Annotated in this window: 31 protein-coding genes; 19 read left to right on the top strand and 12 right to left on the bottom strand. The window is 67.9% G+C overall.

Translation table 11 applies throughout. From position 1 onward, the window contains the following. Nucleotides 1-127: 127 nt before the first annotated feature. Nucleotides 128-820, bottom strand: coding sequence for a hypothetical protein (locus WDJ57_RS00905; RefSeq protein WP_338903024.1), 693 nt, complete (start codon nucleotides 818-820; stop codon nucleotides 128-130). 122 nt (nucleotides 821-942) lie between these two features. Between WDJ57_RS00905 and WDJ57_RS00900 the strand changes: the two genes are divergently transcribed. Then, nucleotides 943-1,626, top strand: coding sequence for a VOC family protein (locus tag WDJ57_RS00900; RefSeq protein WP_338903022.1), 684 nt, complete (start codon nucleotides 943-945; stop codon nucleotides 1,624-1,626). A 10-nt stretch (nucleotides 1,627-1,636) separates the two neighbouring features. On the opposite strand, the gene WDJ57_RS00895 is transcribed toward WDJ57_RS00900, so the two are convergent. Continuing rightward, nucleotides 1,637-1,939 carry a DUF5779 family protein gene (locus WDJ57_RS00895; protein ID WP_338903020.1) on the bottom strand — a complete coding sequence of 101 codons (303 nt, stop codon included), beginning with the start codon at nucleotides 1,937-1,939 and terminating at the stop codon, nucleotides 1,637-1,639. A gap of 232 nt (nucleotides 1,940-2,171) precedes the next feature. Here WDJ57_RS00895 and WDJ57_RS00890 point away from each other — a divergent pair, with 232 nt between their 5' ends. The 7 genes from WDJ57_RS00890 to leuD all read left to right on the top strand — a co-directional run bounded on the left by WDJ57_RS00890 (nucleotide 2,172) and on the right by leuD (nucleotide 9,536). Next, nucleotides 2,172-3,377 carry a LeuA family protein gene (locus tag WDJ57_RS00890; RefSeq protein WP_338906325.1) on the top strand — a complete coding sequence of 402 codons (1,206 nt, stop codon included), beginning with the start codon at nucleotides 2,172-2,174 and terminating at the stop codon, nucleotides 3,375-3,377. 330 nt (nucleotides 3,378-3,707) lie between these two features. Beyond that, the gene (ilvB, locus tag WDJ57_RS00885) at nucleotides 3,708-5,489 is read left to right on the top strand and encodes a biosynthetic-type acetolactate synthase large subunit (protein ID WP_338903019.1); all 1,782 of its coding nucleotides are present in this window, start codon (nucleotides 3,708-3,710) and stop codon (nucleotides 5,487-5,489) included. Beyond that, a complete protein-coding gene (gene ilvN / locus WDJ57_RS00880; protein WP_338903018.1) occupies nucleotides 5,486-6,145 on the top strand; it encodes an acetolactate synthase small subunit in 660 nt (219 codons plus the stop codon). The genes ilvB and ilvN overlap by 4 nt, the downstream gene beginning before the upstream one ends. Beyond that, nucleotides 6,138-7,151, top strand: a complete 1,014-nt coding sequence (gene ilvC / locus WDJ57_RS00875; RefSeq protein WP_338903017.1) for a ketol-acid reductoisomerase — start codon at nucleotides 6,138-6,140, stop codon at nucleotides 7,149-7,151. Before ilvN ends, ilvC begins: the two co-directional genes overlap by 8 nt. A 5-nt stretch (nucleotides 7,152-7,156) precedes the next feature. Next, entirely contained in the window at nucleotides 7,157-7,372 is a 216-nt protein-coding gene (locus WDJ57_RS00870; RefSeq protein WP_338903016.1) for a hypothetical protein, read from the top strand. Continuing rightward, nucleotides 7,369-8,790 (top strand): 3-isopropylmalate dehydratase large subunit, encoded by a 1,422-nt coding sequence (gene leuC, locus WDJ57_RS00865; protein ID WP_338903015.1) that lies wholly within the window; start codon nucleotides 7,369-7,371, stop codon nucleotides 8,788-8,790. Before WDJ57_RS00870 ends, leuC begins: the two co-directional genes overlap by 4 nt. Then, nucleotides 8,787-9,536, top strand: coding sequence for a 3-isopropylmalate dehydratase small subunit (gene leuD / locus WDJ57_RS00860; RefSeq protein ID WP_338903013.1), 750 nt, complete (start codon nucleotides 8,787-8,789; stop codon nucleotides 9,534-9,536). The genes leuC and leuD overlap by 4 nt, the downstream gene beginning before the upstream one ends. Before the next feature lie 38 nt (nucleotides 9,537-9,574). On the opposite strand, the gene WDJ57_RS00855 is transcribed toward leuD, so the two are convergent. After that, entirely contained in the window at nucleotides 9,575-9,775 is a 201-nt protein-coding gene (locus WDJ57_RS00855) for a dodecin (protein ID WP_338903012.1), read from the bottom strand. A 122-nt stretch (nucleotides 9,776-9,897) separates the two neighbouring features. Between WDJ57_RS00855 and WDJ57_RS00850 the strand changes: the two genes are divergently transcribed. Next, the gene (locus WDJ57_RS00850; protein ID WP_338903011.1) at nucleotides 9,898-10,905 is read left to right on the top strand and encodes a sodium:calcium antiporter; all 1,008 of its coding nucleotides are present in this window, start codon (nucleotides 9,898-9,900) and stop codon (nucleotides 10,903-10,905) included. Between the two features lie 2 nt (nucleotides 10,906-10,907). On the opposite strand, the gene WDJ57_RS00845 is transcribed toward WDJ57_RS00850, so the two are convergent. Next, complete coding sequence (locus tag WDJ57_RS00845; protein ID WP_338903009.1) at nucleotides 10,908-11,312, bottom strand: CBS domain-containing protein; 405 nt, start codon at nucleotides 11,310-11,312, stop codon at nucleotides 10,908-10,910. A gap of 101 nt (nucleotides 11,313-11,413) precedes the next feature. On the opposite strand from WDJ57_RS00845, the gene WDJ57_RS00840 reads away from it, so the two are divergent. Beyond that, the gene (locus tag WDJ57_RS00840; RefSeq protein ID WP_338903008.1) at nucleotides 11,414-12,394 is read left to right on the top strand and encodes an isocitrate/isopropylmalate dehydrogenase family protein; all 981 of its coding nucleotides are present in this window, start codon (nucleotides 11,414-11,416) and stop codon (nucleotides 12,392-12,394) included. Nucleotides 12,395-12,452: 58 nt separating this feature from the next. Further along, on the top strand, nucleotides 12,453-12,602 hold the full coding sequence (locus WDJ57_RS00835; protein ID WP_338903006.1) for a DUF7557 family protein: 150 nt from the start codon (nucleotides 12,453-12,455) through the stop codon (nucleotides 12,600-12,602). Here WDJ57_RS00835 and WDJ57_RS00830 read toward each other — a convergent pair. From WDJ57_RS00830 to WDJ57_RS00810, 5 genes are all read right to left on the bottom strand, one after another. Further along, nucleotides 12,599-13,057, bottom strand: a complete 459-nt coding sequence (locus tag WDJ57_RS00830) for a DUF5799 family protein (protein ID WP_338903004.1) — start codon at nucleotides 13,055-13,057, stop codon at nucleotides 12,599-12,601. The genes WDJ57_RS00835 and WDJ57_RS00830 overlap by 4 nt on opposite strands. Nucleotides 13,058-13,114: 57 nt before the next feature. Next, nucleotides 13,115-13,510: an OsmC family protein gene (locus WDJ57_RS00825; protein ID WP_338903003.1), complete on the bottom strand. Its 396-nt coding sequence runs from the start codon at nucleotides 13,508-13,510 to the stop codon at nucleotides 13,115-13,117. A 121-nt stretch (nucleotides 13,511-13,631) separates the two neighbouring features. Beyond that, nucleotides 13,632-14,351 carry a metal-dependent hydrolase gene (locus tag WDJ57_RS00820; RefSeq protein WP_338903002.1) on the bottom strand — a complete coding sequence of 240 codons (720 nt, stop codon included), beginning with the start codon at nucleotides 14,349-14,351 and terminating at the stop codon, nucleotides 13,632-13,634. 71 nt (nucleotides 14,352-14,422) lie between these two features. Next, nucleotides 14,423-14,611: a hypothetical protein gene (locus WDJ57_RS00815; protein WP_338903000.1), complete on the bottom strand. Its 189-nt coding sequence runs from the start codon at nucleotides 14,609-14,611 to the stop codon at nucleotides 14,423-14,425. 2 nt (nucleotides 14,612-14,613) lie between these two features. Then, nucleotides 14,614-14,874, bottom strand: a complete 261-nt coding sequence (locus tag WDJ57_RS00810; RefSeq protein WP_338902999.1) for a hypothetical protein — start codon at nucleotides 14,872-14,874, stop codon at nucleotides 14,614-14,616. A 73-nt stretch (nucleotides 14,875-14,947) separates the two neighbouring features. Between WDJ57_RS00810 and WDJ57_RS00805 the strand changes: the two genes are divergently transcribed. Further along, the gene (locus tag WDJ57_RS00805) at nucleotides 14,948-16,081 is read left to right on the top strand and encodes a S1C family serine protease (RefSeq protein WP_338902998.1); all 1,134 of its coding nucleotides are present in this window, start codon (nucleotides 14,948-14,950) and stop codon (nucleotides 16,079-16,081) included. A gap of 10 nt (nucleotides 16,082-16,091) precedes the next feature. Here the strand turns inward: WDJ57_RS00805 and WDJ57_RS00800 are convergent, their stop codons facing one another. The 3 genes from WDJ57_RS00800 to WDJ57_RS00790 are packed head-to-tail and all read right to left on the bottom strand — an operon-like array spanning nucleotide 16,092 to nucleotide 18,665. After that, nucleotides 16,092-16,973 (bottom strand): hypothetical protein, encoded by an 882-nt coding sequence (locus WDJ57_RS00800; protein WP_338902997.1) that lies wholly within the window; start codon nucleotides 16,971-16,973, stop codon nucleotides 16,092-16,094. Continuing rightward, complete coding sequence (priS, locus tag WDJ57_RS00795) at nucleotides 16,970-18,130, bottom strand: DNA primase small subunit PriS (RefSeq protein ID WP_338902996.1); 1,161 nt, start codon at nucleotides 18,128-18,130, stop codon at nucleotides 16,970-16,972. The genes WDJ57_RS00800 and priS overlap by 4 nt, the downstream gene beginning before the upstream one ends. 52 nt (nucleotides 18,131-18,182) lie before the next feature. Beyond that, on the bottom strand, nucleotides 18,183-18,665 hold the full coding sequence (locus WDJ57_RS00790) for a GNAT family N-acetyltransferase (RefSeq protein WP_338902995.1): 483 nt from the start codon (nucleotides 18,663-18,665) through the stop codon (nucleotides 18,183-18,185). Between the two features lie 107 nt (nucleotides 18,666-18,772). Here WDJ57_RS00790 and WDJ57_RS00785 point away from each other — a divergent pair, with 107 nt between their 5' ends. From WDJ57_RS00785 to WDJ57_RS00755, 7 genes are all read left to right on the top strand, one after another. Beyond that, entirely contained in the window at nucleotides 18,773-19,492 is a 720-nt protein-coding gene (locus tag WDJ57_RS00785) for a DUF502 domain-containing protein (protein WP_338902993.1), read from the top strand. Next, a complete protein-coding gene (locus WDJ57_RS00780; protein ID WP_338902992.1) occupies nucleotides 19,489-19,902 on the top strand; it encodes an archease in 414 nt (137 codons plus the stop codon). The genes WDJ57_RS00785 and WDJ57_RS00780 overlap by 4 nt, the downstream gene beginning before the upstream one ends. A 61-nt stretch (nucleotides 19,903-19,963) precedes the next feature. Beyond that, on the top strand, nucleotides 19,964-20,215 hold the full coding sequence (locus tag WDJ57_RS00775; RefSeq protein ID WP_338902991.1) for a hypothetical protein: 252 nt from the start codon (nucleotides 19,964-19,966) through the stop codon (nucleotides 20,213-20,215). A 38-nt stretch (nucleotides 20,216-20,253) separates the two neighbouring features. Continuing rightward, nucleotides 20,254-20,718, top strand: coding sequence for a DUF5788 family protein (locus WDJ57_RS00770; RefSeq protein ID WP_338902990.1), 465 nt, complete (start codon nucleotides 20,254-20,256; stop codon nucleotides 20,716-20,718). A gap of 7 nt (nucleotides 20,719-20,725) precedes the next feature. Further along, nucleotides 20,726-22,465 (top strand): DNA polymerase/3'-5' exonuclease PolX, encoded by a 1,740-nt coding sequence (polX, locus tag WDJ57_RS00765; protein ID WP_338902988.1) that lies wholly within the window; start codon nucleotides 20,726-20,728, stop codon nucleotides 22,463-22,465. Nucleotide 22,466: 1 nt separating this feature from the next. Then, complete coding sequence (locus WDJ57_RS00760) at nucleotides 22,467-22,928, top strand: Mut7-C RNAse domain-containing protein (RefSeq protein ID WP_338902987.1); 462 nt, start codon at nucleotides 22,467-22,469, stop codon at nucleotides 22,926-22,928. Between the two features lie 45 nt (nucleotides 22,929-22,973). Beyond that, complete coding sequence (locus tag WDJ57_RS00755; protein ID WP_338902986.1) at nucleotides 22,974-23,207, top strand: hypothetical protein; 234 nt, start codon at nucleotides 22,974-22,976, stop codon at nucleotides 23,205-23,207. Nucleotides 23,208-23,231: the final 24 nt, after the last annotated feature.

Raw genomic sequence — 23,231 nt, 5'->3', positions numbered from 1 at the left:
TACGGGGCAAATCGTTCGTGACGGAATGGACGGCTTACCCCGCCTGGACTGCACCCGGGCCGTTCTGCTGGGACCGGGCGGCGGAGAGGAGAGTGCGGCGCGGTAGCCCGTGCTTACGTCCGGCCCGTCACACCGGGAGGAACATCTTCAGGTTCTGCAGGTACAGACTCGGCGCGCGGCCGCGGGACCGCGAGACGGCTTCCTGTAGCGCTCCGGCGGCGTCGTCGTGGATGCCCTCGCCGTGGCCGACGAGAATCCGCTCCGGGTTCAGTCGGGCGAGTTTCTTTGGCGGCATCAGGCGCAGTCCCGGATGGACGCCGAGTCGTTCGCTGGACGTACAGAACAGGTCCGTCGTCCCGACGGCCTCCGGGACCAGGAGGACGCCGTCACCCTCGTGGAACAGGGCGGCCTCCTTCCAGGCGAAGTTGTCGACGACTTCGTAGGCAGTGAAGCCGGTGTCGGCGAGTTCCCGACCGAACAACTCGACGGGCGCGTCGAACTCGTCGGCGATGCCGCTCATGAACTCGGGGAGGTGGACGGCCACGTCGTGGCGGTTCGCGATGGCGGCCGCGTCGCGCTTGTGCCTGTCGAGGAGGACGACGACGCCGGCGACGTCGCCGAACTCCGCCACCAGGTCGTCGAGGCCCTCGGCGTCGACGGGGTCGACGAGCCACACCTCGCCGTCGACCGCCAGCGCGTGACTGGCCCGCTGCATCCCCTCCTCGGGGAAGGCTATCCAGCCGACGCCGGCGGTGTCCTCGGCCTCGAAGCGGTCAATCTCTTTCAACTCGGTCGCGACGCCAGAACCTTTGAAGGACATACCCCTCTCTACGCCCCCAACGGGCTAAAAACGAGTACCATACGTGGTAGGGACCGCCGAAGCGACCGCCGGAGGGCGACGGTCCCCAAACCGATTTGTCCGTGGCGGCTGAACCGCCGTATATGCTCTCGGGTTGCCGGTGGCTCGCACTCGAAGTGAAGTACCTCGACCGCGCGCAGTCCTTTTACGAGGCATTTCTCGACCTCGACGTGCGCGCCGAGCGCGACGGCGAGGCGGTCCTCGGCGTCGGGGAGACTGACCTCGTCCTGCGCACGCCGGGGACCGTCCCCCGGGGCGGCCTGCACACCCACTACGCTCTCTCGATTCCCGACACGGAGTACGACGACTGGTACGACCGCCTGGACCAGCGGTTCGACCTCGTCGAGCACACCTTCGGGGACGCCCGCTCGCTGTACTTCTACGACACGGAGGGCAACTGCGTCGAACTCGGCGAGAGCGACGTGGCGGGGCCGGGCGTCGACGGCCTCTTCGAGGTGGTCCTGGAAGTGGAGGACGTCGAGCAGGCGCTGTCGTTCTACACGGACCTCGGGTTCGAGACGGTCGACCGCGGCGACGACCGCCAGCGGGTGCGGCTGTCGACCGGCGCGCTCGACCTGGAACTCTGGGAACCCCACCTCGGCCTGGCCGACGCCCGCGGCGGGGTCCACGTCGACGTGGGCATCGCCTGCGATGACCCGGGTGGGGTGGCAGACGGCGTCGCCGACCGGGCGCTGTCCGTCACAGAAACGGCCGACGGCGTCCGAATCAGGGACCCCGACGGGCACTACGTGACGCTCGCGGAGTAGTCTGCAGCAGTCAGTTCAGCCGGTCGGCATCGATGTCGACGCCCGGCGGCGTCACGACGAGGAAGTCCCGGAAGTGCATGAGTTCGCCGCCGTCTTCCTTGACGTCGCGGGCGAACCCGGCCGCCAGTTCGTTCAGGTCGCCCTCGACGTTCAACACGAGGACGGCACCGGCGTCGACGGCGTCGACCCACTCCTCCGGGTCTGTCGTGCCGTCGAGGACGCCCAGGACGACGCGTCCGGTGCCGTCGCCGTCGCTGCCGTCGTCCAGTTCCTCCTCGACCGATTGCAGGTCTGGTCCCTCGAAGTCGCTCATATCCGAGTCTCTGCGGGAGGGAGCAAAAACCTCCCGGCAGGTCTGGCGTCCGGCCGGGAGGTCGCCTGCCGCCTCCCGACCGTCGTCGCGGGTAGTCGGTAAAGGCCGCCGTTCAGGCCCGGAGGCCCGCTTCCCGGCCCGGCCGTGCGACGTGCTGGCACGCATATCGCCCCTCAGACAGATTTATATGCGGAGAGCGTCCTGTATCAGATGCCTATGACACACACGGAGGATTCGTCGGACACCCCGGCGGATCGAGTTCTTCCAGGGCACTCTGGATAGTACGTCCGAGATTGCGGACGCACGAATTTTCGACACCACGCTGCGCGACGGCGAGCAGACTCCGCGGACGTCGTTCTCCTACGAAGACAAACGGGAGATAGCCGCGCTGCTCGACGAGATGGGCACACACGTCATCGAGGCCGGGTTCCCGGTCAACTCCGACGCGGAGTTCGAGGCGGTCCGTGACATCACGGCCGCCTCGTCGACGACGGTCTGTGGCCTGGCCCGCGTGGTCGAACAGGATATCGAAGCCGCGCTCGACGCCGGCGTCGACATGGTACACGTGTTCGTGTCCACCAGCGACGTCCAGCTCGCAGACTCGATGCACGCCACCCGCGAGGAGGCCCAGCAGCGTGCCGTCGAGTCGGTCGAACGCGTGAAAGAAGCCGGGGTCGAGTGCATGTTCTCGCCGATGGACGCCACCAGAACCGACGAGGGGTTCCTGCTGGACATCGTCGGCGCGACCACCGAGGCCGGCGCGGACTGGATCAACATCCCCGACACCACCGGCGTCGCGACGCCGACGCGGATGGCGAAACTGGTCGCGAAGGTCGTCGACGCCGCGGAGGGCGCGCGCGTGGACGTCCACACCCACGACGACTTCGGGCTGGCCGGCGCGAACGCGCTGGCGGGCTTCGAAGCGGGAGCCAGCCAGGCGCAGGTGTCGGTCAACGGCATCGGCGAGCGCGCCGGCAACGCGGCCTACGAGGAGGTCGTCATGGCCTTGCGCTCGCTGTACGACGTCGAGACCGGCATCGACACCACGAAGATTACGGAACTCTCGCGGATGATAGAGGAGAAATCCGACGTGCCGGTGCCGGGCAACAAGCCCGTCGTCGGGGCCAACGCCTTCTCCCACGAGAGCGGCATCCACGCCGCCGGCGTCATCGAGAACTCCGACACCTTCGAACCGGGCGTGATGACCCCCGAGATGGTCGGGGCCAAGCGCGAACTCGTACTGGGCAAGCACACGGGGCAACACTCGGTACGGGAACGGCTGAAGGAGGTCGGGTTCGAACCGACCGACGAGGAGGTGCGGGAGGTCACCCGCCGCGTCAAGGACTTCGGCGCCGAGAAACAGCGGGTGACGATGGAAGAACTGAAGAAGTTCGCCCGCGAGGTCGGCGTCGACCAGGTCGAGGAGGTCCGGGCGTAGGCTCATGGCAGCCTTCCGCCCGCCCGCAGACGCGTGCCAGCGGCTGGTGAACAGTCGCTCGCGGGCGAATGCGCGGGCGTCCACTCGCGGGGGTGCCGGGGCGCGCACGTCTCAGAAGCCTTATTACGACGGCCAGACAGACACTCGTACTGATGCGACAGACTGCTCGCGGCCGGACGACGCGTCCCGTCGGGAGCGACGCCATTCTCCGTATTGTAGGGGCGGCATAGCCCCTCACAATACGCCACTTTCCGGTTTCGTATCGCCAGTTCACGAGGAGGTCAATATGGACACACATCGACACATGACACATCACAGCGGGGGACGACGATGAGCGAACGCGCATCCGTCCCCAAGGAAGACGAAGCGGACGCCGAGGCCGAACCGGCCGAGGACGAAACGACAGACGAGCAACCGGCCCAGACCGGCGCGGACGCCGTCGCGACCGCGCTGGAGAACGCCGGCGTGGAGTACCTGTTCGGGGTGCAGGGCGGGGCCATCATGCCCGTCTACGACGCTCTGTACGAGCACGACGAGATGACGCACATCACGATGGCTCACGAACAGGGCGCGGTCCACGCGGCGGACGCCTACGGCATCGTCAGCGGCGAACCGGGCGTCTGCATGGCGACGTCGGGTCCGGGCGCGACGAACCTCGTGACCGGCATCGCCGACGCCAACATGGACTCCGACCCGCTCATCGCGCTGACGGGGCAGGTCCCGACGGACCTGGTGGGCAACGACGCCTTCCAGGAGACCGACACCATCGGCGTCACCCAGCCCATCACCAAGCACAACATCTTCGCACAGAGCCCCGACGAGGTCGGGACGGACGTCGGCCACGCGTGGGCGCTTGCCAACGAAGGTCGCCAGGGACCGACGCTGGTGGACCTGCCGAAGGACGTGACCCAGACCGAGACGGACGTGAAGCCCGGGAAACCGGAGACGCCGGACACCTACAACCCGCCGACGGAGGCCGACGAAGTGGTCGTCGAGGAGGCTGCGAAGACCCTCGCCGACGCCGACCGGCCGGTCATCCTGGCCGGCGGCGGCGTCATCAAGGGCGAGGCCGTCGACGAACTCCGACAGTTCGCCCGCGAGTACGAGATTCCGGTCGTCCAGACGATGCCCGGGACGGGCGCGTTCCCCGACGACGACCCGCTCAGCCTGGAGATAGCCGGCATGCACGGCACAGGCTACGGCAACCTCGCCATCTCGAACTGCGACGTGTTGCTCGGTATCGGCACGCGCTTCGACGACCGCCTGACCGGCGGCATCGACTCGTTCGCCCCCGACGCCGACGTCATCCACGTCGACATCGACCCCGCGGAGATATCCAAGAACGTCTACGCTGACTACCCGCTGCTGGGCGACGCGAAGGCGGTCATCCGCCAGCTCGACGACGCGCTGGAACGCGCCCCCGACTGCGGGGACTGGCGCGACCAGTGCGACGAGTGGAAAGACGAGTATCCGATGGACTACCAGACGCCCGAGGACGAACCCCTCAAGCCTCAGTACGTCGTCGAGAAGTACGACGAACTGACGCCGGACGACACCATCGTCACGGCGGGCGTCGGCCAGCACCAGATGTGGGCCTGGCAGTACTGGACCTGGAAGCACCCGCGGACGTGGGTGACCAGCCACGGCCTGGGGACGATGGGCTACGCCGTCCCGTCGGCCATCGGCGCGAAACTCGCCGCGCCCGACCAGGAGGTCGTCGCCTTCGACGGCGACGGCTCCTTCCTGATGACGGCCCAGGAGCTCTCCGTCGCGGTCCGCGAGAACCTCGACATCACCATCGTCGTCCTGAACAACGAGGCGGTCGGCATGGTCCGCCAGTGGCAGGACGGCTTCTACGAGGGCCGCCGGATGGCCTCGGAGTACCCGTGGATTCCGCAGTTCGACAAACTCGCGGAGGCCTTCGGCGCGCAGGGGCTGCGCCTGGAGGACTACGACAGCGTCGAGGAGACCATCCAGGAGGCCCGCGACTACGACGGGCCCTCCGTCATCGACGCCATCATCGACCCGAGCGAGAACGTCTACCCGATGGTTCCGAGCGGGGGCGACAACGCCCGCTTTGCACTGAAAGAGGACCACCTGGAGGAACTATGAGCGACGAAGGACTGCGCGGACCCGGCCCGAACGAACGGATACTCCCCGAGGGGCGACGCAACGACCAGGGCATCCGCATCGACCCCGAGGCGGAAGCAGAGCACCCGCCCGAGCGCACGCTGCTGTCCGCGCTCGTGAAGAACGAGCCCGGCGTGCTCGCGGAAGCGTCCGGCCTGTTCAGCCGGCGACAGTTCAACATCGAGTCGCTGACTGTCGGCCGGACAATCGACCCGGAACTCTCCCGGATGACCATCGTCATCGAGGAGCCCCGGCCGGGCATCGACCAGGCCAAGAAGCAACTGGAGAAACTCATCCCGGTCGTCTCGGTGCGGGAACTGGACGCCGACGCGGTCCAGCGCGAACTGGTCATCGTGAAGGTCAACGGCGAGGAACCGGACAAGGTCAACGCCATCACGCAGATGTACGACGGCGAGACGCTGGACGCCGGCCCGCGGACCATCACGGTCGAGTTGACTGGCGACGAGCAGAAGATAGACGACGCAATCGACGCCTACGAGCAGTTCGGCATCCGCGAACTCGTCCGCACCGGCTACGCGGCGCTGGCCCGCGGCGAGGCACCGACTGCACGTGTGAAGCAGCCGAACAAGGCACCGACGGAATCGCAGGTCGCGACACAGGAGGTTTCAGATGACTGATTCAGACGCAGACGAATTCAACACAGAGGTCTACTACGACGCAGACGCCGACGCATCGAACATCGAGGACAAGACCGTCGCCATCCTGGGCTACGGCAGCCAGGGCCACGCGCACGCCCTGAATCTCGCAGACAGCGGCGTCGACGTGGTCGTCGGTCTCCGCGAGGGCTCCTCGTCCCGTGAGGCCGCCGAGGCCGAGGGCCTGCGGGTTGCCGACCCGGTCCAGGCCGCCCGCGAGGGCGACATCGTGAATATGCTCATCCCGGACACGGTCCAGCCGACCGTCTACGAGGCCATCCGGGAGGAACTGAGCGCCGGCGACACGCTCCAGTTCGCCCACGGGTTCAACATCCACTACGGACAGATAGAGCCGCCGGAAGACGTCGACGTGACGATGGTCGCGCCCAAGTCACCGGGCCACCTCGTCCGCCGGACCTACGAGCGCGGCGAGGGGACGCCGGGGCTGCTGGCGGTCTACCAGGACGCGAGCGGCGACGCCCACGCAGAGGGGTTGGCCTACGCGCAGGCCATCGGCTGCACCCGGGCGGGCGTCATCGAGACCTCGTTCCAGGAGGAGACGGAGACCGACCTGTTCGGCGAGCAGGCCGTCCTCTGTGGCGGCGTCACCGAGATGGTCAAGGCCGGCTTCGAGACGCTGGTCGACGCCGGCTACGCCCCGGAGATGGCCTACTTCGAGTGTCTCAACGAACTCAAGCTGATTGTCGACCTGATGTACGAAGGCGGCCACATGGGGATGTGGAACTCCGTCTCCGACACCGCCGAGTACGGCGGGCTGACCCGCGGCGAGGAGGTCATCGACCGCGAGGGGATGGAGGAGATTCTCGAGGGCGTTCAAAACGGCGAGTTCGCCCGCGAGTGGATTTCCGAGAACCAGGCGCACCGGCCGGCCTACAAGCAGTACCGCGAGGCCGAACAGAACCACCAGATAGAGCAGGTCGGCGAGCGCCTGCGCGAACTGTTCGAGTGGGGCGACCAGCCCGAGTGATAGACATGACAATGGAAGACGTGGACCACACGCATCCACACACGGACGAACCGTTCAACGCCTCGTTCCGTCGCGGCCCCGCGGTGGCGGCCGACGGCGGGCGGCCCGACGCGGCCGAGGAGGCAATCGAGACGATGGAGGACGTGACACACGACCCTCCGTCCGAGGGGGCAAATCGCTCCTTCGAGCGGGGCACAGAGGGACGGACGGACACAGTATGAGTCAGGGAACACTGTACGACAAGGTCTGGGACCGGCACAAGGTGACGACCCTGCCCAACGGGCAGGACCAGCTGTTCGTCGGCCTGCACCTCATCCACGAGGTCACCAGCCCGCAGGCGTTCGGGATGCTCCGCGAGCGCGACATCGAGGTCGCGCGCCCGGACCTGACGCTGGCGACGGTCGACCACATCGTCCCGACGGCCGACCAGTCCCGGCCCTACAGCGACGACGCGGCCGAGGAGATGATGGCCGAACTGGAGGAGAACGTCCGCGACGCGGGCATCAACTTCCTTGACCCGACCACGGGTGACCAGGGCATCGTCCACGTGGTCGGCCCGGAGCAGGGGCTGACCCAGCCCGGCAAGACCATCGTCTGCGGCGACAGTCACACCTCGACCCACGGTGCTTTCGGCGCGCTCGCGTTCGGTATCGGCACCTCGCAGATTCGCGACGTGCTGGCGACCCAGACCATCGCGATGGACAAGCAGAAGGTCCGGAAGATTCAGGTCGACGGCGAACTGCAGGAGGGCGTCGAGGCCAAGGACATCATCCTCGAAATCATCCGCCGCCTGGGCACCGAGGGCGGCGTCGGCTACGTCTACGAGTACGCCGGCGAGGCCGTCGAGGACCTGGGCATGGAAGGGCGGATGAGCATCTGCAACATGTCCATCGAGGGCGGCGCGCGCGCGGGCTACGTCAACCCCGACGAGACCACCTACGACTGGCTGGAGGAGACGGACTACTTCCAGGACAACCCGGAGGAGTTCGACCGGCTCAAGCCCTACTGGGAGTCCATCCGCAGCGACGCGGACGCCGAGTACGACGACGTGGTCACCATCGACGGCTCCTCGCTGGAGCCGGTCGTTACCTGGGGCACCACGCCCGGCCAGGGCGTCGGCATCACCGACCCGATTCCGGCCCCCGAAGAACTGCCCGAAGACAAGCAGGACACGGCCCGGCGCGCCCAGGAGCACATGCGCGTCGAACCCGGCGACACGATGGAAGGCTACGAGATAGACGTGGCCTTCCTCGGTTCGTGTACGAACGCGCGCCTGCCAGACCTGCGCCGCGGCGCCAACATCGTCGAGGGCCGCCAGGTCCACGACGACGTGCGCGCGCTGGTCGTCCCCGGAAGCCAGCGCGTCCAGAAAGCCGCCGAGGAGGAGGGCCTGAAGGACGTCTTCGAGGCCGCCGGCTTCGAGTGGCGCAACGCCGGCTGTTCGATGTGTCTGGGCATGAACGAGGACCAGCTGGAGGGCGACGAAGCCTGTGCCTCCTCGTCGAACCGGAACTTCATCGGCCGGCAGGGGAGCAAGGACGGCCGCACCGTCCTGATGAATCCCCAGATGGTCGCTGCCGCGGCCGTCGAAGGGAAAGTGACAGATGTGCGCGAACTGGAGGAGGTGGTCAGTGTATGACGCGCGAGGACGAACGAAGTGAGTCCTCGGAACGCGTGAGCGGTGAGCGGCACGAGACCGACCAGCGGGAGGTCTCGGATAGCGCGAGCGGTGAACGTAGTGAACCGCGAGCGAGCGAGCCGCGAACCGACGGTGGTACCGAGGACATCCCCGAGGTCACGCACGTCTCCGGGACGGGCATCCCGATTCGCGGGAACGACATCGACACCGACCAGATAATCCCGGCCCGGTTTATGAAGGTCGTCACCTTCGACGGGCTGGGCGAGTTCGCGTTCTTCGACCTCCGGTTCGACGACGAGGACAACCAGAAAGACCATCCGATGAACGAGGAGCGGTTCCAGGACGCTTCGGTTATGATGGTCAACAGCAACTTCGGCTGTGGTTCCTCCCGCGAGCACGCCCCGCAGGCCCTCATGCGCTGGGGCATCGACGCCATCATCGGCGAGAGCTTCGCGGAGATTTTCGCGGGCAACTGTCTGGCGCTGGGCATCCCGACGGTCACGGCGGATCACGAGACCATCAACGCGCTCCAGCAGTGGGTCGACGACAACCCCGACGGCGAAATTTCGGTCGACGTCGAGGCGGAGACCGTCACCTACGACGGGCAGGAAGTCTCGGTCACCGTCAACGAGGGCCAGCGGAAGGCGCTCGTCGACGGCATCTGGGACACCACCGCGCTCATGAAGTCGAACGCGAACGAGATAGCGAAGACGGCCGCAGACCTGCCGTACGTCGAAGAAGCCTGAACGGCCTGCGGAACGATTCTCCGCCGTTCCGGTCGACGCTACTCCTCCAGTTCGAACGCGACTTCGGCCTCGACCTGGTACTCGCGGGCGTTGAGGCCGCCGACCTGGACGCTCTGCTCGACGACTTCCACCCACTGGACGTTGTCGATGGTCATCTCGGCCCGCTGGATGGCGTCGTCGACTGCTTCCTCGAAGTTCTTACCGCTCGTTCCGATGAGCGTGATTTTCTTGAAGACCATCTCGTCCCCCCGTAAGGACCAGGGTGTGGTAAAGCTACGTGTGACGACCGCGGCAGGGTGCAGTCGCGGGCCCGACCGAACTCCAGTACGCTATTGTGCGTCGGCGCGGAGTATCTGCACGAATGGCCTCGCTGCCAGTCCTGGCACTGCTCGCGGTCGGCGCCACGGCCGTCATCTGGAAGGGAAGCGACCTGCTGGAAAACGCCGCTGCGCGGCTCTCGCGACACTACGGCCTGCCCGTCGCGGTCCACGGCGCGGTCGTCATCGCCATCGGCTCCTCGTTCCCGGAACTCAGCTCCGTCGTCATCAGCACGCTCGTCCACGGCGAGTTCGCGCTGGGCGTCGGTGCCATCGTCGGCAGTGCCATCTTCAACCTGCTCGTCATCCCCGCCGTCTCGGCGCTTTACAGCGAGTCCCTGGAGGCGACGCGGGACATCGTCCACAAGGACGCCCAGTTCTACATCATCAGCGTGCTGGTCCTCTTTATCACGTTCGCGCTGGGAGCCACGTACGTCCCCGGCGGGACGAACGAGGCGGCGCTTCTGACGCCCGCGCTCGCCATCCTGCCGCTTCTGACCTACGCCGTCTACGTCTTCCTCCAGTACCAGGACACGCGCGAGTACACCGCGCCGCTGGTGCGGGACGTCTCGCCCCGCCGGGAGTGGGGGCTCGTGCTCGTCTCGCTCGTGCTCATCACCATCGGCGTCGAGGGCATCGTCCAGGCGGCGCTCGGCTTCGGGGAGGCCTTCGACACGCCCAGCGTCCTCTGGGGGCTGACGGTCATCGCTGCGGGGACGAGTCTGCCCGACGCGTTCGTCAGCGTCAGCGCGGCGAAGAAAAACGAGGACGTCACCAGCCTAACGAACGTCCTCGGGAGCAACACGTTCAACCTGCTGGTGGCGATTCCGGTCGGCGTCATCCTCGCGGGGTCGGCCGAGATCAACTTCCTGACAGCCATCCCGCTGATGGCTTTTCTCGCGCTGGCGACGCTCGTGTTCATCATCTTCACCCGGACCCACCTCGAACTCACGAACGTCGAGGCGATTAGCCTGCTCGTCCTCTACGGGATTTTCCTGGCGTGGATGACGCTGGAGAGCATCGGACTCATCGAGACGGTGCAGGGAATCTGAGGTTACGCCGGCGAGGGCTGCTCGACGTAGGAGAGGTAGGCGGTGAGGTCCGTCGTCGAGAGCATCCCGATGACGCCCTCCGTCTCGTCGACGACCGGCAGGTGGTGGATGTTGTAGGTGATCATCTTGTCCGCGGCGTCGCGGATGGAGTCCTGGGCCTCGACGGTGACCACGCGGTCGGTCATGTACCGCTCGACGGTGGTCTCGGCCTTCGGCTTGCTCTTGGCGACGATGCGCACGAAGTCCGTGCTCGTCAGGATGCCTTCGAGGTGGTTGTCCTCGTCGACGACGACGAGCGAGCCGATTTGCTTGTCCAGCAGCCTCTCCGCGGCGTCCTCGACCAGCGTGTCCGGTGTGACGCTGACCACGCCCGACGACATCAGCCGAGCGACGAAGATGTCTTCCATACGGGGAGAATCGAAGGTCGGGTGCTAATGCTTGTCGGTACGACGCCGGCGGAGCGGGCGGGACCGAAACCCCCATTTCCCGGCCCGTCGGACGTGCAGCCATGACTCACGAGATTGCGGTCATCCCCGGCGACGGCATCGGGCAGGAAGTCACGCCAGCGGCACTGGAGGTCCTGGAGGCGCTGCCGGTAGACTTCGAGTTCGTCCACGGCGAGGCCGGCGACGAGACCCTGGCCGAGCGTGGCGAGGCCCTGCCCGCGGAGACGCGCGAACTCGCCGAGGAGGCCGACGCGACGCTGTTCGGCGCCGCCGGCGAGACGGCCGCCGACGTCATCCTCCCGCTTCGCTCGGCCGTCGGCTCCTTCGCCAACGTCCGCCCGGCCCGCGCCTACCCCGGTCTCGACGCCGTCCAGCCCGACACGGACCTCGTCTTCATCCGGGAGAACACCGAGGGCGTCTACGCCGGCATCGAGTCGGAGATTACCGAGGGCGTCACGACGTGCACGCGGGTCATCACCGAGGACGCCTCCCGCGAGATAGCTGAGTACGGCTTTCGCTACGCGAAACAGAACGGCTACGACGACGTGACCATCGCCCACAAGGCCAACGTCATGCGGACGACCGACGGCCTGTTTCTGGACGTCGCGGAGTCGGTCGGCGACGAGCGCGGGGCCGACTACGACACCGCGCTGATGGACGCGCTGGCGATGCACCTCATCCAGCGCCCCGAGGAGTACGGCGTCGTCATCTGCCCGAACCTCGCCGGCGACATGCTTAGCGACCTCGCCGCCGGCCTCGTCGGGGGCCTCGGACTGCTGCCCAGCGCCAACGTCGGCCACGAGAACGCGCTGTTCGAACCGGTCCACGGCTCCGCGCCGGACATCGCCGGCCAGGGCGTCGCCAACCCCAGCGCGATGATTCTCTCCGCCGCGATGCTGCTGGACCACCTCGGCTACGTCGAGGCGGGCGACCGCGTGCGAACGGCGGTCGAGGACGTCCTCGACGAGGGGCCCCACACCCCGGACCTCGGCGGCGATGCGCCGACGGAAGACGTGACCGACGCCATCGTCGACCGGCTCTGAGGCGACGCAGTGGTGCCGGCCCCCTGCCCTTAAGTCGCTCCCATGCGACAATTCCAGTATGCCCACCATCGAGCTTGACGAGGGGACGGTCGAGCGACTCGACGACCTCCGCGTCGAGGACGAGTCCTACGACGAGATAGTCACGGAACTCATCAACATCTACCAGGCCGAGGAGCTGACGCTGTTCCACAGCGGCGACGAGTACTAGGGCTGTTCGGCCGCCGCCTGGCGAATCTCTTCCCACCGCCCCTGCTCGCGCAGGTACGCCTCCAGCTGTTCGGTGTACTCGTCGACGAGCACCTTCGCCGCCGCCAGGCGCTCCTGGTCGGGCGTGTCGGAGCTGTCGTCCGAGAGAAAACCGAGGTACTGCCGCAGGCGGCCGAACAGGCCGCTCCCGTCCGGCGCGCTCTCCACCGGCCGGGCGGCCCCGCCCATCTCCCGCTGGATGTTGTCCAGTTCCGGGATTATCTGCCGTATCTTCTCACGGTCGGCGACGAGATGCGCGCCGTCGGGGTCGTCGGCGTCTTTCACCTCGAACTCGACGGCGGTCATGATGAGGCCCCACTCCTGGTTGGTGAACTCGGAGCCCTCCAGCGTCGACTGGAACTGCTGGTCGACCTGCATGCGAGCGCCCGCGAGGCGGTCGGTCCAGTTGTCGGTCATACGTCCCCGTTGCGCAGCGCCCCGTATGAGCGTTTCCCGACGGGGCGCGGTCGGCGGTTAGAAGGCCTCGTCGGTGACGCTGATGTCGGCGTGCAGGCCCTCCCGGAGCGCGGAGTGGACGTGACAGATGTCCTCCGCGCGGGCGACGACGTCGTCGACGCTGTCCCCGAGCGACCCTTCGACGTGGATGTCGAACGCGATGCCGGTGAGGTCGTCGTCCTCGTCGAGGTCTGCGGTGACGTCGACCTCGACGTGGCCGATGTCGTCGAACCCCTCCTTGTTCGCGCCGACGCGGAAGGCCGGGACGAAACAAGATGCGTAGTCGGCGGCGAGGACCTGATTCGCCGTCGGGCCGTCCTCGCCGAGCGCGTCGACGACCAGTTCCCACTCGCCGGTCACGCTCCGTACTGTGTACCCCTCCTCGCAGGTGCTGGTGACTTCGATGTCTGCCATGGGCCACCCGACACGCGCCAGCGGGAAAACAGTACGCCTGCGGGCGGGACTTGCCCTCACCGGTCCACAGTACCAGAACTGTCGCCGACGTCACCTGCGAGGGCGTGTCGCGATGGGGCCGCTACAGTTCGAACGTCTCGTCGCCGTCCAGGACGACGGGTTCGGCGGCGGCACCGGTGCCCTCGACCTCGTTCACGAAGTCGTCGGTTTCGATTTCGATTGGCGGGAAGGTGTCGTAGTGCATCGGGAAGGCGTAGTCGACGTCGAGCCAGTCCGCGGCGATGGCGGCCTGCATCGGCCCCATCGTGAAGTGGTCACCGGCCGGCAGGGCGGCGGCGTCGGGTTCGAGGTAGGGGCCGATGACCTCCCGCATCTCCGTCATCAACGCGGTGTCGCCGGCGTGGTAGAAGGTCGTCGAGTCCTCGTCGGATATCTGCGTCGGCTTGGTGTCGGCGATGACGTAGCCCGCAGGGAGTCCGCCGCTGGGCGTGACGAAGCCCTGGCCCATGCCGTTGGTGTGGTCCGCACGGTGCATCGTGACGAAGGCGTCCCCCAGTTCGACTGTCCCTCCGAGGTTGAACCCGACCACGTCGTCCTCCGCGAAGCCGTGCCGTTCCGCGAGGTGTCCCGTCACCTCCGGCGTCCCGGCGAGTGTCGCGTCCGGGTACGCGCCTACGTCCGCCACGTGGTCGTCGTGGCCGTGCGTGACGAGTACGTAGTCCGGGTCGAGGTCCGCGGGCTCCATCTCCGTCTTCGGATTGTCGAAGAACGGGTCGATCAGAATGCTCGTGCTCCCGACTTCGACGTGCCACGTCGCGTGGCCGTGCCAGGTGAGTTGCATTGCGTGTGACTGTACCGCTGTCGGACACTTAATGCTACCCGAACCCGCGAAATCGCGTCCCTTCTCCGCAATCAGCCAGCTAGCGCCCGGTACCGCGCACCGACGACGACCGCGATGAGTCCGGCCAGCAGCGTGAACCCGCCCCCGGAGCGTTGCGTCGCGACCGGCGAGGTGTGGTCGGCCACAGTCGCCACCGGGCCGCCGGCGACGACGGCCAGGACCGCGACGAGCGCGAGGACCGCGAGCGTCTGCCCTCGCATCGTCACTGGCCGCCTCTGCCCGTCCGCCGGGCGCGGGCTATCCAGGCTTCCATCTGCTGGTTCAGCGACCAGAACAGCACCACCGTCATGACCACGACGGCCACGACGACGACGGCCCCGAGGTAGAACACGTTCGAGGCCGGCAACCCGACGATGAGCACGAGCGCCCCGGCGAGCAACATCTCCAGCGCACAGCGCACGCCGGGCACGATGAAGTCCGGCGGCGGCACTTCGGTCGTGTTCGACTGTGAGTCGGCAGCCATGCGACGGCGTACGGCGGGGCCCGGGTAGTACTTTGCCCTGCAATTTAACCCCCTCGCGCCCCAGTGTGCGGACATGAATCAGGAGACGTGGTCGCGCAGGCGAGTGCTCGGTGCGCTCGCGACCGGTGTCGCCGGAGGCGTCGCCGGGTGCTCCTTCGGCGCGCCCGAAAACGAGGCCCCGGAGACGAGTCGCGACCCCATCGCCACCATCGACGGGACCTTCGACTCCTACGCGGCCAACGGGGACTCGACTGCCGACGGGTCGACGTACACCAGAGTCTACAATCGAGTCTCGCCCTCCGTCGCCGCGGTTCGCGTGCGTCAGGAACTTGGGAGCACCGCCAGCGGCACGGCGTGGGTCTACGACGACAGCCACCTCGTCACGAACGAGCACGTCGTCTCCGGTGCCGCGGAGGTCTCGGTCTGGTTCGATGGCACTGGGTGGCAGGATGCGGAGGTCGTCGCGACCGACGTCTACAGCGACCTCGCGGTCCTCCGCGTCGAGGACCGCCCGGAGAGCGCCGGCGCGCTCCCGCTCGTCCAGTGGGAACCCCCGACGGGCACCCAGGTCATCGCACTCGGTAACCCGTTCGGCCTCTCGGGGTCGGTGTCGGCCGGCATCATCAGCGGCCAGAACCGCACCCTCCCGGCCGGGACGGCCAGCAACGACTTCTCCATTCCCGACGCCGTCCAGACGGACGCGGCGGTCAACCCGGGTAACAGCGGCGGCCCGCTGGTAACCCTCGACGGCCAGGTCGCCGGCGTCGTCAACTCCGGCGGCGGCGACAACATCGGCTTCGCCATCTCTGCCGCCATGGTCCGTCGCGTCGTCCCCGCGCTCATCCAGGACGGCGAGTACGACCACAGCTACATGGGCGTGCGCCTCACCGGCGTCACGCCACCCATCGCCGAGGCGAACGACCTCCCGATTTCGTGGGGCGTCTACATCGCATCGGTCGTCGACGGCGGCCCCTCCGACGGCGTGCTCCAGGGGTCGACCGGCCAGACCACGCTCGACGGGCAGCGTATCGAGACCGGCGGCGACGTCGTCTACCGGATGGGCGGCGCGGACATCCCGACCCAGCAGGCGCTGTCGTCGTACCTGGCGCTGGAGACCAGTCCCGGCGACACAATCGACGTGGCGGTCATCCGCGACGGCCGGCGCCAGACGGTGCAGTTGACACTCGGCGAGCGCCCGCCACCGTAGAATCACCCCCTCAGTCGAGCCGTTCGGCCGCGTCCCGCGAGACCAGCGGCTCCACGTTCGTCGACGGGAGCGTCACGACGTCGTTCTCCGAGAGGTCGTACTCCCGCTCGTCGAAGCCGAGGAAGTCGCCGACGTCTCTGGTGATGCGGACGGTCTCGCGGTCGACGCCCGACCCCGAATCCGCCGCGGTCCCCCCGTCCTTGCGCAGTTCGGGCTCCGGGGGCGTTCGACCGGCCGCGTCGTCGCCGTCGGTCCCGCCGGACGCCGGGGATGCCGCGGCCGGCTCCGACGGCTCGCCGCCCATCACGTCGGCGGCGCTGACGCCGTCTGCCCCCGCGTCCGTCGGTCCCCCGGCGGGGTCCGACCGCGGCTCCGGGTCGGCCGCCGGACGCTCCTCGCGCGGCTGACTCTGGGTTTCGGGTGGCGCTGGTTCCCCCGACTGCGGTTCCGTTTCCGCCGCAGGGTCGGACGGCTCGGAGCCAGCGGTACCCGGTGGAACGCCCTCGGTCCCGTCGAGGACGTCCATGACGTGCTGGCGGTTCGTCTTGATGTCCTCGACGAGCGTCTCGAACAGTTCCGTCTCCTCGGCGGTCATGCCGTCGGATTCGGCCGGCAGGTCAGCGGCGGCGAACGACGCCGCCTTGACGATTTTGCCGACGCGCTTCTCGTAGATTGCCTCGACTGTCTTCTCCGCGGTGTCTATCTCGTCGCTGAGTCGGTTCACTTCGGGGGCGTCGAAGGGGTCGTCCGCGCGCTCGGCGGCGCGCTCGCGCTGTTCGCGCAACTGCCGGATGAACTCGCCGGTGTCCTCGTAGAACGTCTCGCGCAACTGCTGGAGCTTGTCGGTCTGTCGCTCGCGGTCGCGCACCGATTGTAATTCGTCGAGATTCATCCTTCCTGCCCCTTCTCGGCGCGGCCCCGACACATCAGGAACACGCCGAGGTACTCCGGAACGGTAACCTCTCGCTCCTGGAGTGTAAAACTATCGCCATCCAGTTCGACCCGGCCGCCGTCCGTGACTTCGACCGTGATGTCGTGGGTCCGGAAGGTCTCCGGGACGGCGTCGACCAGCGGGTCGAACGCCGCGATATCGTCGCGGTCGATGCGCTGGACCGCCAGTCCGCTGCCGCCGTGGATGCTCCCCGGCAGGCGGATGAGCCTGTTGGTGTCGGTGGTGACGGGTTCGTCGATGGGCGCGTTCTCCGCCGCGACGGTCTCACCGACGAGCGAGTCCACCAGCGTCCGGATGCCGACGCCGCCGGCCTCCATGTTGCCGCTCTCTATCGCCTCCCGGTTGCGCTGGATAGCCCCGTAGATGGTCTTCGCACGTCCCTCGCCGATGCCGTCTAGGTCCTGGAGGCGGTCGAGCGCCTCGGCCTCGCTCGTCCCGTCGATGTCGTCGACGAACGCGAGCAGCCGGCGGTGGACCCGGTGGGCCCAGCCGCCGTCGGTCGGCAGGACGCGGGCGGTGACGTTCCCGCGCATCTCCGTGCGAATGAGGCTGTCGGGGTCCAGGCCGATGCCGCGGACGTAGTCGACTATCTCGCGGCGCGCGTCGCGTTCGAGGTGCTGGATGCACTCGTCGCGGACGTGGACGTGGTAGCCCCGGCCGCCCGAGAAGACGACCGTCAGGTTCTCGAACGCGAAGTCGTCGGTGAGAAAGTCGAGCAGCCGCACCAGCGCGTCCTTGCACTTCTCGAGCATCTCGGCGTAGGAGTCGTCCGGTTCGGCCCGCGGCAGGTGGTCGGCGTCCAGGTCGAAGATGAGGTCCGAGGACTGCCAGGTCTTGCTGCCCATCGTCGAGGCGCTGGGGTCCTCGTAGCGGCCGGCGGAGAAGTAGACGTGTCGCGGCCGCTCGCGCGCGAGGAAGTCCCCGATGTCGCCGAGGTCGAGCAGCGACTTGTGTCGGATGTAGGTCTCGCCCGGCCCCTCGGTCCAGGGGACGTAGCCCCACTCGCGGGCGTGGGCGTCCGGCGGCGGGGTCACGTCGCTCCGGCGGTAGTGGTCCCCGAAACGACCCCTGAGGTACGCGCGTGTCCGCTCTTCCATCGGCTCCCCGTTGGCCCGAGCGTGGCAAAAGGGTTTGTGTCGGCGGCCGCGGTCACCGGCCCAGCAGGTTCGCCAGGCGCTCCCGGATGGTCCCCTCGTCGCCCAGCCGGAGGTAGTAGGCGTCGCCGCCGTCCTCGTAGTAGCTGTCGATGCGCCGTTTGACCTCGAAGCCGAGGTGCTTGTAGAACCGCAGGGCCTCGGCGTTGGTGGTTCGGGCGTGGCAGGTCACCGACCCGTAGTCCTCGGCGACGCGGGCGATGAGCCGCTTGCCGAAGCCCTGGCCGCGGTAGTCGCTGCCGACGGCGAGAAAGAGGATGTAGCCGTCCCGGCGGACGGCGGCAAAGCCGACCAGGCGGTCCTCCGAGCGGTCGACGTACAGGTAGACGGTCGAGCGTTCGTACGCGTTCTCGAAGAAGCGGCGGCGCTGGCGGAGAACGCCGTCCTCCCGGCGGATGCGTTCCTTGAGCTTCCAGGCGAGGCCGACGTAGTCGTCGTTGCCGGGACTCACGACCTGCCGCTGTACGTTGACGCTCACTACCCCGGTCATAAATGGGGGACGATAATAATTCCACCGCCCCCGGCGACCGCTCAGCGGACCCGGTGGGCCACAATTCTTTCCCCGCTCTGCCCGAATTCCCAGGTATGTCTCGGCCCACGGGAACGACGAGGGAGAGCGCGCGGAACTACCTCAGACAGTCTTTCGTCACGGGGCTGGCCATAACCATCCCGGCCATCGTGACGGTGCTCGTGCTCGTCTTCGCCTACAACTTCATCTCGAACCTCCTGAACCCGCTGACGGTCGTGGTCAAGGACGCCTTCAGCGTCGGGAGCGACCTCCCGGCCGTCGCCGTCCAGGTACTCGCCGGGGGCGTGCTGGGGCTTCTCATTTTCGTCGTCGGACTGACCGCCGAGAGCCAGTACGGCGGGGGCGGCCTGGCCAGGCGGTTCGAGCGGTTCCTGGCCTCGATTCCCGGAATCGGTTCCATCTACCGGAGCATCGACGAGATAAGCGACCTCCTGCTGGACAGCGACACCGAGAGTTTCCAGGAGGTCAAACTCATCGAGTACCCCGACGAGGGCTCGTACACGCTGGGGTTCCTGACTGCCGACACGCCCGAGGCCGTCCGGCAGGCCACCGGCCACGGCGAGATGGTGACGCTTTTCATGCCGATGGCACCGAACCCGGTCATGGGCGGGTACGTCGTCCACGTCTCCGCCGACCGCGTCTACGACGTGGACATGTCCGTCGAGGAGGGAATCCAGTCGCTCGTCTCCAGCGGCGTCGCGGTCGACGACCCCGACGAGGTGACCGCGGACCGGCTCTCGGAGGCCGGGGAGACTGCCGGCGGTGAACTGATATGAGCTTCGACCTGCGCGAGCACACGGCCGACGTCGCCGTCGAGGCGACGGGCGGGACGCTCGGCGGGGCCTTCGCCGCGGCCGCCGACGGCATGGCCGCCGCGATGTGCGACGAGGTGCCAGCAGAGGGTGGCGAGCGCCGCGACGTCGCCGTCACGGCCGAGGGCAGGGAGGCGCTCCTGTTCGACTACCTCGACGAACTCATTTACGAGCGGGACGTACGTTCCGTCCTGCCAGTGGACAACACCGCGACGGTCTCGGAAGCGGACGACGCGTGGCACGTCGAGGCGTCCTACCGGGGCGTGCCGCTGTCGTCGGTCACCGCACGGGACCTGAAGGCCGTGACCTACTCCGAGATGGCCGTCGAGGAGACCCCCGACGGGTGGCGGGCGTACGTCGTCTTCGACGTCTGAGCCTGGTCACGCCGCATACAAACGACGTGAAATGGTGTCAAAATCCCCCAAATACCGTCTGATGCCAACAGACACTTACCTGTCGGACACCTCAGTCCAGGTGATGACCCGCGTGAACGCCCTCGGTGGCGTCGGGTCGGTTCCCGATACCACGCCGCTCAGACAGCGCCGAAAGGCCGTCCTCGTCTGTCCCAGCTGCGGCCACGAGAGCCCCGTGGACGGTGACTGGGTCGAGACCCTCCGCGACGAGACCGTCGACGTCTCCTGTCCCGACTGTCGCACCCTGCTCACCAGGCGCTGGCGACGCGAGTGAGCGAAGGAGCGAAGTACGCCAAGCCGATACGTCCGTGTGTGAGAGAGTTCGAGCGCAAGCAGCTCCTGGAGCGCGTCGAGCGCGAGGGAGCGACCGTCGGTGCCGACATCCCCGACCGCATCACCGTGCAGGGCGAGGAGATCGCCCTGCAGGAGTTCGTCTTCGAGATAAAGCGCCGGGAGACGATTCCGTCCGGCGAACGCGAGCGCGTCGAGCAGGCTAAGCGGAACCTCCGCCGCGAGCGCCTCCAGCGCAAGCAGCGCATCGAGGACGAGTTTGCGGACATCAGCCGCGAGGAGGGCGAGGAACTTGTCGAAGCCATCATCGGCATCGACCGGGCGCTGAACGCGCTCGAACAGCTCGGCCCCGTCGACATCGAGCGCGAGGCCGAGGCACAGGAGGCCGCCGACCGCAAGCGCTGGATGAGTTTCCTCCGGAAGGCACTGGGTCACGAGAGCGACGCTGCCGGACACAGCGCCTCCAGCCGCGGACTGGGCAAATGACACAGCCATGACCACCAACGACGAGGTCGCCCGACTGCTCGAAGAGTTCGCCGACCTGCTGGAGGCCAAGGGGGTCGAGTACAAGCCCCGGGCCTACCGCCGAGCGGCCGAGAACGTCCGCGACTACCCCGATTCCGTGGTCGTCCTCGCCGCCGACGGCCCGGATGCAGTCGCGGAGATAGACCGCGTCGGCGACGCCATCGCGTCGAAGATAGTCGAGTTCGCTGAGACCGGCCGCATCGAGGAACTGGAGGAGTTGCGCGAGCAGCTCCCCGTCGACATGGCGGCGCTGACCGCCGTCGAGGGGGTCGGCCCGAAGACCGTCGGGACCCTCCACGAGGAACTCGGCGTCGAGACGCTCGACGACCTCGAAGCCGCCGCCGAGGCCGGCGAGATACAGGACGTGAAGGGCTTCGGTCCCAAGACCGAGCAGAACATCCTCGACGGCATCGAGTTCGCCCGCGAGGCCCACGAACGCGCGCTGCTGGGCGAGGCCATCCCCAGCGGCGAGGAGGTCCGGGACTTCCTCCGGGGCGTCGAGACGGTCGGCGAGTGTGAACTCGCCGGCTCTATCCGCCGGTGGAAACCGACCGTCGGCGACGTGGACGTGCTCGCGGCCAGCGACGACCCCGAGGCCGTCGTCGACGCCTTCACCGGCTGGGACGGCGCGGAGTCGGTCATCGAGGCCGGTTCCGGCAAGGCGAGCGTCCGCAAGGGCGGCGTCCGGGTCGACCTGCGCGTCGTCGCGCCCGACGAGTTCGGCAGCGCGCTCCAGTACTTCACGGGGAGCTGGGAGCACAACGTCGAACTCCGGAACCGGGCCATCGAGCGGGACCTGAAGATGAACGAGTACGGCGTCTTCGACGTGAGCGACGTCGAGGACCCCGACGCCGGCCAGCGCGTCGGCGAGCGCGTCGCCGGCGAGACGGAGGAGAGCATGTACGAGGTGCTGGACCTCCCCTGGATGGTCCCGGAACTCCGCGAGGGGCGGGGCGAAATCGAGGCCGCGGCCGCCGGCGAACTGCCAGCCGTCGTCGAGGAGACGGACGTCCGCGGCGACCTGCACGTCCACACCGACTGGTCGGACGGCACGGATTCCATCGAGGAGATGATAGCCGGGGCGGCGGCCTACGGCCACGACTACGTCGCGATTACCGACCACGCCTCGGGGCCGGGGATGGTCGGCGGGGTCGGCCTCTCCGACGAGCGCCTGCGCGAGCAACTGCCGGCAGTCCGCGAGGCGGCCGACGAGGCCGACGTCGAGGTGTTCACTGGCGTCGAGGCCAACGTCGGAGCAGACGGCTCGGTGTCGGTCGGCGACGACCTGCTCGCGGACCTGGATTTCGTCGTCGCCTCCCCGCACGCCGGCCTCGACGGCGACGGCACCGACCGGCTCGTCGCGGCCGCGGAGCACCCGGCGGTCGACGCCATCGGCCACCCGACGGGGCGGCTCCTGAACGAGCGCTCGGGGCTGCAAATCGACGTGGAACGGCTCGCGAGCGTCGCCGCCGACAACGACACGGCGCTGGAGATAAACTCCGACCCCCGCCGGCTGGACCTCACCGGCCGGGCGGTCAGGACCGCCGTCGAACAGGGGGCGACTATCGTCGTCTCCACGGACGCCCACCGGACCAGCAGTTACGGGCACGTCCGGTACGGGGTCCACACGGCCCGCCGTGGCTGGGCCGAAGCCGGCGACGTGCTCAACACCCGCGACGCCGACGGCGTGCGGGACTTTTTGGACTGACATGGGCGACCCGACCACCGAGCAGTTGCTACTGGACACGATGCTCGGCAAGCTCGCCACCTACCTCCGGATGTGTGGGTACGACACCGCGTACGCGCTGGACGACGGGCTGGAGGCCGACGACGCCGTCCTGGCGCGGTCCCGCGAGAGCGGCCGCACCCTCGTGACCCGGGACCGCCAGCTGGCCCGGCGCGCGCCCGACGCCGTGTTGCTCACGGAGCGGGAGGTGGACGACCAGCTCCGGGAACTGTCCGCGGCGGGCTACGCGCTCGAACTCGCGGACGAACCCGCTCGCTGTGGCGTCTGCAACAGCCCCGTCGAGCGCGTCGCGGCCGACGAGCGCACGCCCGAGTACGCCCCCGACCCCGGCGAGACGGCAGTCTGGCGCTGTGTCACCTGCGGGCAGCACTTCTGGAAGGGGAGCCACTGGGACGACGTGGGCGAGACGCTGGCCTCGCTGTGAGCGCCAGGCGGAAAGAATATTTGTTGGTCGGTCGAACGGTTGGATATGGTCGGAATTCAGATGAGCGGCCAGTTCGCCCTCCTCGTCGGTCTCCTCGGTGCCCTCTGGATTTACCTCGACGGCCGGAAGCGGAACATGGAGACGGCCGACATGTGGGCCGTCGGATTCTTCGTCGGGATGTTCATCCCGCCGATAATCGGCGCGGTGGTCGTCGCTGTGCTGTACTCCCAGAAGCGCAACCGCGGGCGCGGCAGCTACCCCGTACAGCACCGCCGGTAGTCCCGTGGAGACAGTGCTAACTGG

This window comes from Salinibaculum sp. SYNS191, assembly GCF_037338445.1.
GTDB classification, from domain to species: Archaea; Halobacteriota; Halobacteria; order Halobacteriales; family Haloarculaceae; genus Salinibaculum; species Salinibaculum marinum.
Note: the sequence above shows the minus strand (reverse complement) of the source record. Positions and strands in the feature narration are given on the sequence as shown.

Excerpts from the sequence above, each read along its gene's own strand:
- WDJ57_RS00905 (WP_338903024.1), bottom strand. The coding sequence starts at position 820 with ATGTCCTTCAAAGGTTCTGGCGTCGCGACCGAGTTGAAAGAGATTGAC.
- WDJ57_RS00900 (WP_338903022.1), top strand. The coding sequence starts at position 943 with ATGCTCTCGGGTTGCCGGTGGCTCGCACTCGAAGTGAAGTACCTCGAC.
- WDJ57_RS00895 (WP_338903020.1), bottom strand. The coding sequence starts at position 1,939 with ATGAGCGACTTCGAGGGACCAGACCTGCAATCGGTCGAGGAGGAACTG.
- ilvB (WP_338903019.1), top strand. The coding sequence starts at position 3,708 with ATGAGCGAACGCGCATCCGTCCCCAAGGAAGACGAAGCGGACGCCGAG.
- ilvN (WP_338903018.1), top strand. The coding sequence starts at position 5,486 with ATGAGCGACGAAGGACTGCGCGGACCCGGCCCGAACGAACGGATACTC.
- ilvC (WP_338903017.1), top strand. The coding sequence starts at position 6,138 with ATGACTGATTCAGACGCAGACGAATTCAACACAGAGGTCTACTACGAC.
- WDJ57_RS00870 (WP_338903016.1), top strand. The coding sequence starts at position 7,157 with ATGACAATGGAAGACGTGGACCACACGCATCCACACACGGACGAACCG.
- leuC (WP_338903015.1), top strand. The coding sequence starts at position 7,369 with ATGAGTCAGGGAACACTGTACGACAAGGTCTGGGACCGGCACAAGGTG.
- leuD (WP_338903013.1), top strand. The coding sequence starts at position 8,787 with ATGACGCGCGAGGACGAACGAAGTGAGTCCTCGGAACGCGTGAGCGGT.
- WDJ57_RS00855 (WP_338903012.1), bottom strand. The coding sequence starts at position 9,775 with ATGGTCTTCAAGAAAATCACGCTCATCGGAACGAGCGGTAAGAACTTC.
- WDJ57_RS00850 (WP_338903011.1), top strand. The coding sequence starts at position 9,898 with ATGGCCTCGCTGCCAGTCCTGGCACTGCTCGCGGTCGGCGCCACGGCC.
- WDJ57_RS00845 (WP_338903009.1), bottom strand. The coding sequence starts at position 11,312 with ATGGAAGACATCTTCGTCGCTCGGCTGATGTCGTCGGGCGTGGTCAGC.
- WDJ57_RS00840 (WP_338903008.1), top strand. The coding sequence starts at position 11,414 with ATGACTCACGAGATTGCGGTCATCCCCGGCGACGGCATCGGGCAGGAA.
- WDJ57_RS00835 (WP_338903006.1), top strand. The coding sequence starts at position 12,453 with ATGCCCACCATCGAGCTTGACGAGGGGACGGTCGAGCGACTCGACGAC.
- WDJ57_RS00830 (WP_338903004.1), bottom strand. The coding sequence starts at position 13,057 with ATGACCGACAACTGGACCGACCGCCTCGCGGGCGCTCGCATGCAGGTC.
- WDJ57_RS00825 (WP_338903003.1), bottom strand. The coding sequence starts at position 13,510 with ATGGCAGACATCGAAGTCACCAGCACCTGCGAGGAGGGGTACACAGTA.
- WDJ57_RS00820 (WP_338903002.1), bottom strand. The coding sequence starts at position 14,351 with ATGCAACTCACCTGGCACGGCCACGCGACGTGGCACGTCGAAGTCGGG.
- WDJ57_RS00815 (WP_338903000.1), bottom strand. The coding sequence starts at position 14,611 with ATGCGAGGGCAGACGCTCGCGGTCCTCGCGCTCGTCGCGGTCCTGGCC.
- WDJ57_RS00810 (WP_338902999.1), bottom strand. The coding sequence starts at position 14,874 with ATGGCTGCCGACTCACAGTCGAACACGACCGAAGTGCCGCCGCCGGAC.
- WDJ57_RS00805 (WP_338902998.1), top strand. The coding sequence starts at position 14,948 with ATGAATCAGGAGACGTGGTCGCGCAGGCGAGTGCTCGGTGCGCTCGCG.
- WDJ57_RS00800 (WP_338902997.1), bottom strand. The coding sequence starts at position 16,973 with ATGAATCTCGACGAATTACAATCGGTGCGCGACCGCGAGCGACAGACC.
- priS (WP_338902996.1), bottom strand. The coding sequence starts at position 18,130 with ATGGAAGAGCGGACACGCGCGTACCTCAGGGGTCGTTTCGGGGACCAC.
- WDJ57_RS00785 (WP_338902993.1), top strand. The coding sequence starts at position 18,773 with ATGTCTCGGCCCACGGGAACGACGAGGGAGAGCGCGCGGAACTACCTC.
- WDJ57_RS00780 (WP_338902992.1), top strand. The coding sequence starts at position 19,489 with ATGAGCTTCGACCTGCGCGAGCACACGGCCGACGTCGCCGTCGAGGCG.
- WDJ57_RS00775 (WP_338902991.1), top strand. The coding sequence starts at position 19,964 with ATGCCAACAGACACTTACCTGTCGGACACCTCAGTCCAGGTGATGACC.
- polX (WP_338902988.1), top strand. The coding sequence starts at position 20,726 with ATGACCACCAACGACGAGGTCGCCCGACTGCTCGAAGAGTTCGCCGAC.
- WDJ57_RS00760 (WP_338902987.1), top strand. The coding sequence starts at position 22,467 with ATGGGCGACCCGACCACCGAGCAGTTGCTACTGGACACGATGCTCGGC.
- WDJ57_RS00755 (WP_338902986.1), top strand. The coding sequence starts at position 22,974 with ATGGTCGGAATTCAGATGAGCGGCCAGTTCGCCCTCCTCGTCGGTCTC.